This is a genomic window from Waterburya agarophytonicola KI4, from assembly GCF_020640915.1.
GTDB lineage: Bacteria > Cyanobacteriota > Cyanobacteriia > Cyanobacteriales > Xenococcaceae > Waterburya > Waterburya agarophytonicola.
In genome coordinates, this window is sequence record NZ_JADWDC010000009.1 from 88842 (window position 1) to 92517 (window position 3676).

General features: G+C 37.1%; 4 protein-coding genes. All 4 read left to right on the top strand.

All coding sequences use genetic code 11. The features are described 5' to 3' along the window. On the top strand, window positions 1-992 hold a 992-nt coding region (locus I4641_RS05680; protein WP_229639502.1), incomplete at its 5' end, for a serine/threonine protein kinase. Window positions 993-1060: 68 nt separating this feature from the next. Further along, entirely contained in the window at window positions 1061-1378 is a 318-nt protein-coding gene (locus I4641_RS05685) for a hypothetical protein (RefSeq protein ID WP_229639503.1), read from the top strand. A 169-nt stretch (window positions 1379-1547) separates the two neighbouring features. Further along, entirely contained in the window at window positions 1548-2615 is a 1068-nt protein-coding gene (murG, locus tag I4641_RS05690; RefSeq protein WP_229639504.1) for an undecaprenyldiphospho-muramoylpentapeptide beta-N-acetylglucosaminyltransferase, read from the top strand. Window positions 2616-2862: 247 nt separating this feature from the next. Then, the coding region (locus I4641_RS05695; protein ID WP_229639505.1) for a CobW family GTP-binding protein at window positions 2863-3676 on the top strand (814 nt) is incomplete at its 3' end.

A 3676-nucleotide genomic window follows, 5' to 3' on the forward strand; every position in this document is an offset into this window, starting at 1 on the left:
CATTTGTCGAATCAAATACAGTTGACCAATCGTTACCTCAACCAACATTTGTCGAAGCCGACACCCCTCGCTCAACTTACACCAGACAAGACCTTCTGGTAGGAAAAATCATTGCTAATCGCTATCGTCTCGACGATCTTTTAGGAAAAGGAGGAATGAGCAAAGTATACCTAGCCTCCGACACTAGATTAGATAATAAAACAGTAGCAATCAAAATAATGACTAGTTACTCTGGAAATAATAATCAAGCTCTTGTTAAGCGATTTAATCGGGAAGTAAAAGTTATTTCTAGTCTTAGAAGTCATAATATTGTTCAAGTGACAGATTTCGGTTTAACTCCTCCAGAAAAACCTTTTATGAGTTCTCCTTTTTACGTTATGGAATATTTTCAAGGAAAAACATTGGGAGAAGTTTTACAAGAGTCGCCTTTCTTATCTGTCAATCGAACTATTAGAATAATGCTACAGGTATGTACTGGTTTAAAAGAAGCTCACAACAAAGGAATTATTCATCGAGATCTCAAACCAGATAATATTTTTTTAGTAGCAGGAGGCGTATTTGGTGAAGAAGCTAAAATACTCGATTTTGGTATTGCTAAAGTAGTTGAAACTGAAGAAAAACAACAAACTCAAATGACTCAACACGGTAGCTTTATTGGGACTTATCGTTATGCTTCTCCAGAACAATGTAAAGGAATACCCACTATAGATAGACAGACTGATATTTATAGTTTGGGTATTATTTTATATGAGATGTTGAGTGGTAAAAATCCCTATAACAGCGATGTTGATCGAACAACCCAAGGTGAATGGATTGCTTGTCATATTAGAGCAGAAGCACAAAGATTGAGTACTTATGAAGAATGCAAAGATGTACCCGATTCTCTCAAACAGATAACGATGAAATGTTTAAAAAAATCGCCAGCAGAAAGATTTCAGAGTATTGAAGAATTAACTCAAGCTTTAAAAGAAGTAAATCCAAGTCTGTTTTAATATTCTTTAATTTTTTTGGTTATTTGTGGGAATAATAATTTTGGCAATTATCTGACAATTATTTATTTATGACAGATGCACTAATTGGTAATATTTTTATTTATTCCTTACTCCCTGGGGTCATTGCACTGACCATTTTTGAAAAAAAAGGAAGAAATGGCTTTCAAGGATTTTTCTTGGGTGCATTACTCAGCTACTTGGGAGTGGTCATAGCTTTATTTGTGCCTAGCAATAATCAAACTCTTAAAGGTAGAAAAAACAAGAAAATTGAAGATAGAAAGAAAACTATCGGATTAATTAGAGGAACGATGAAATCTTGTACTAACTGTGGTGAAGTAGTCGAAATGGATCTTTTTGTCTGCCCTCATTGTAAAAAATATGCTTAATTATCAATAAAAAATTTTATTCTTTAAATATGAATATTTTTTAGCTATTTCTAAATCACTATTACTGATATTGCAAGGGACATGATTAAAATTAATAACTTCTGCCAAAAAACATTTATTTGCTGTTTAATTAGGGTTGAACTATTTTTAAGATTGGGAGTTAATATCTGTGGCATCATCTCCACCTCGTATACTAATAGCAGCAAGCGGTACTGGAGGGCATTTATTTCCTGCGATCGCCGTAGCCCAACAGTTACCTGATTGTAAAATAGAATGGTTGGGGACAGCCAACCGCATGGAAACCAGCCTCGTACCAGATGATTATCCCCTCAATATCATTCCCGTAGAAGGCTTTCAGCAAAAACTTAGTCCCAAAACCTTGAAGATTATTACGGGTTTTATTACCTCGATCTTTAAAACCCAAAAACTAATTAAAGAACATAACATAGATGCAGTATTCACTACAGGCGGTTATATAGCTGCTCCTGCTATTTTAGCTGCCCGCCTGCAAAAAATCCCCGCAGTAATTCACGAGTCTAATTACATTCCTGGTAAAGTTACTAAGTTTCTCAGTCGTTGGTGCGATGTAGTAGCCTTGGGTTTCGCGGGTACATCTCAATACTTACCCCAAACCGAAACAGTTCATGTTAGTACGCCAGTGCGATCGCAATTTCTCGCCCCCCAAGCCTTAGATCTCAATATTCCCGACGATGCGATCGTTATTTTAGTCACAGGAGGTTCCCAAGGTGCAGTATCAGTAAATAGACTAGTTAGAGAGTCTGCACCTGCTTGGTTCGATCTCGGTGCTTATATAGTTCATCTCACAGGAGAAAACGATCCCGATGCCGATAGTCTCAAACATCCTAACTATATCTCCATGCCTTTCTCTAACAATATGGCAGGGTTATTACAACGAGCCAACTTAGCTATTAGTCGTTCGGGTGCGGGAGCAATTACAGAATTAGCCTTTACGGGTACTCCTGCGGTACTAATTCCCTATCCCTATGCAGCCGAAGATCATCAAAGCTATAACGCTAAAGAATTAGCCGATGCTGGCGCAGCAGTAGTTTTTAAGCAGTCTGAATTAACCGCAGCAATTCTACAAGAACAAGTATCAGAATATTTGCGATCGCCTGAATTACTTCAAGAAATGGGACACAAAGCCAAAAACCTGGCTATTACCAACAGTGCGGAAAGATTAGCAAAGATAGTACGAAAATTAATTACTAATAACTAAACAAACAGCGAACAAACAAATTGCTAATTAATTCTTAGATCTCAGCCTCAAATTGTCAGAAAAATCTAGAATAAGTAAAGATAATAACTTCTACTCAGACAATTTTAAAATTAAGGCGATCGCTATGACTCTAGATTTAACATTTCAGCGAATAAGAGTCTCACTTTTCACAATCAGAAAAGTTTGGTAGAAATACAAGCTTGTTTCCTGTTAAATGATAAATGGTAAATAATATATGACAAATGAAATGACAACTGATACTCAAGCTCAAGCACCTGCTGTAATGGATGCTGCTAAAAGAGGTTTACCCGTCACGATTATTACTGGTTTTTTGGGTAGTGGTAAAACCACCTTGTTAAATCATATTTTGACTAATCAAGATGGAATTAAAACCGCTGTCTTAGTTAACGAGTTTGGGGAGATTGGGATTGATAACGATTTGATTATCTCCACCGATGACAACATGGTGGAATTAAACAACGGTTGTGTTTGCTGCACTATTAACGAAGACTTAATTAATGCTGTCTACAAGATCTTAGAAAGAGAAGACAAGATTGATTATCTGGTAGTAGAAACAACTGGACTAGCCGATCCTCTTCCCGTAGCCTTAACTTTTTTGGGTACAGAATTACGCGATATGACTCGTCTAGATTCTATTGTCACTATGGTTGACTGTTCTAACTTTAGCCTGGATTTATTCAATAGCGAAGCAGCAGTCAGCCAGATTCAATATGGGGATGTGATTGTCCTTAATAAAACTGACTTGGTTGATGAAGCAGATGTTGATGCTTTGGAAGTGAGAGTCAGAGATATGAAAAAAGATTCTCGTATTTTACGGACACAAAAGTCTCAAGTATCTCTTCCCCTTATTTTAAGTGTTGGTTTGTTTGAATCGGATAAGTATTTCGAGCAAACTGAAGCAAAAGACCATAATCACGAACATCACGACCACGACCACGATAGTCATGACCATCACGAACATCACGACCACGATAGTCATAACCATCACGACCACGATAGTCATGACCATCACGAACATCACGACCACGATAGTCATAACC

Coding starts and splice junctions, on each gene's coding strand:
- I4641_RS05685 (WP_229639503.1), top strand. CDS start 1,061: ATGACAGATGCACTAATTGGTAATATTTTTATTTATTCCTTACTCCCT.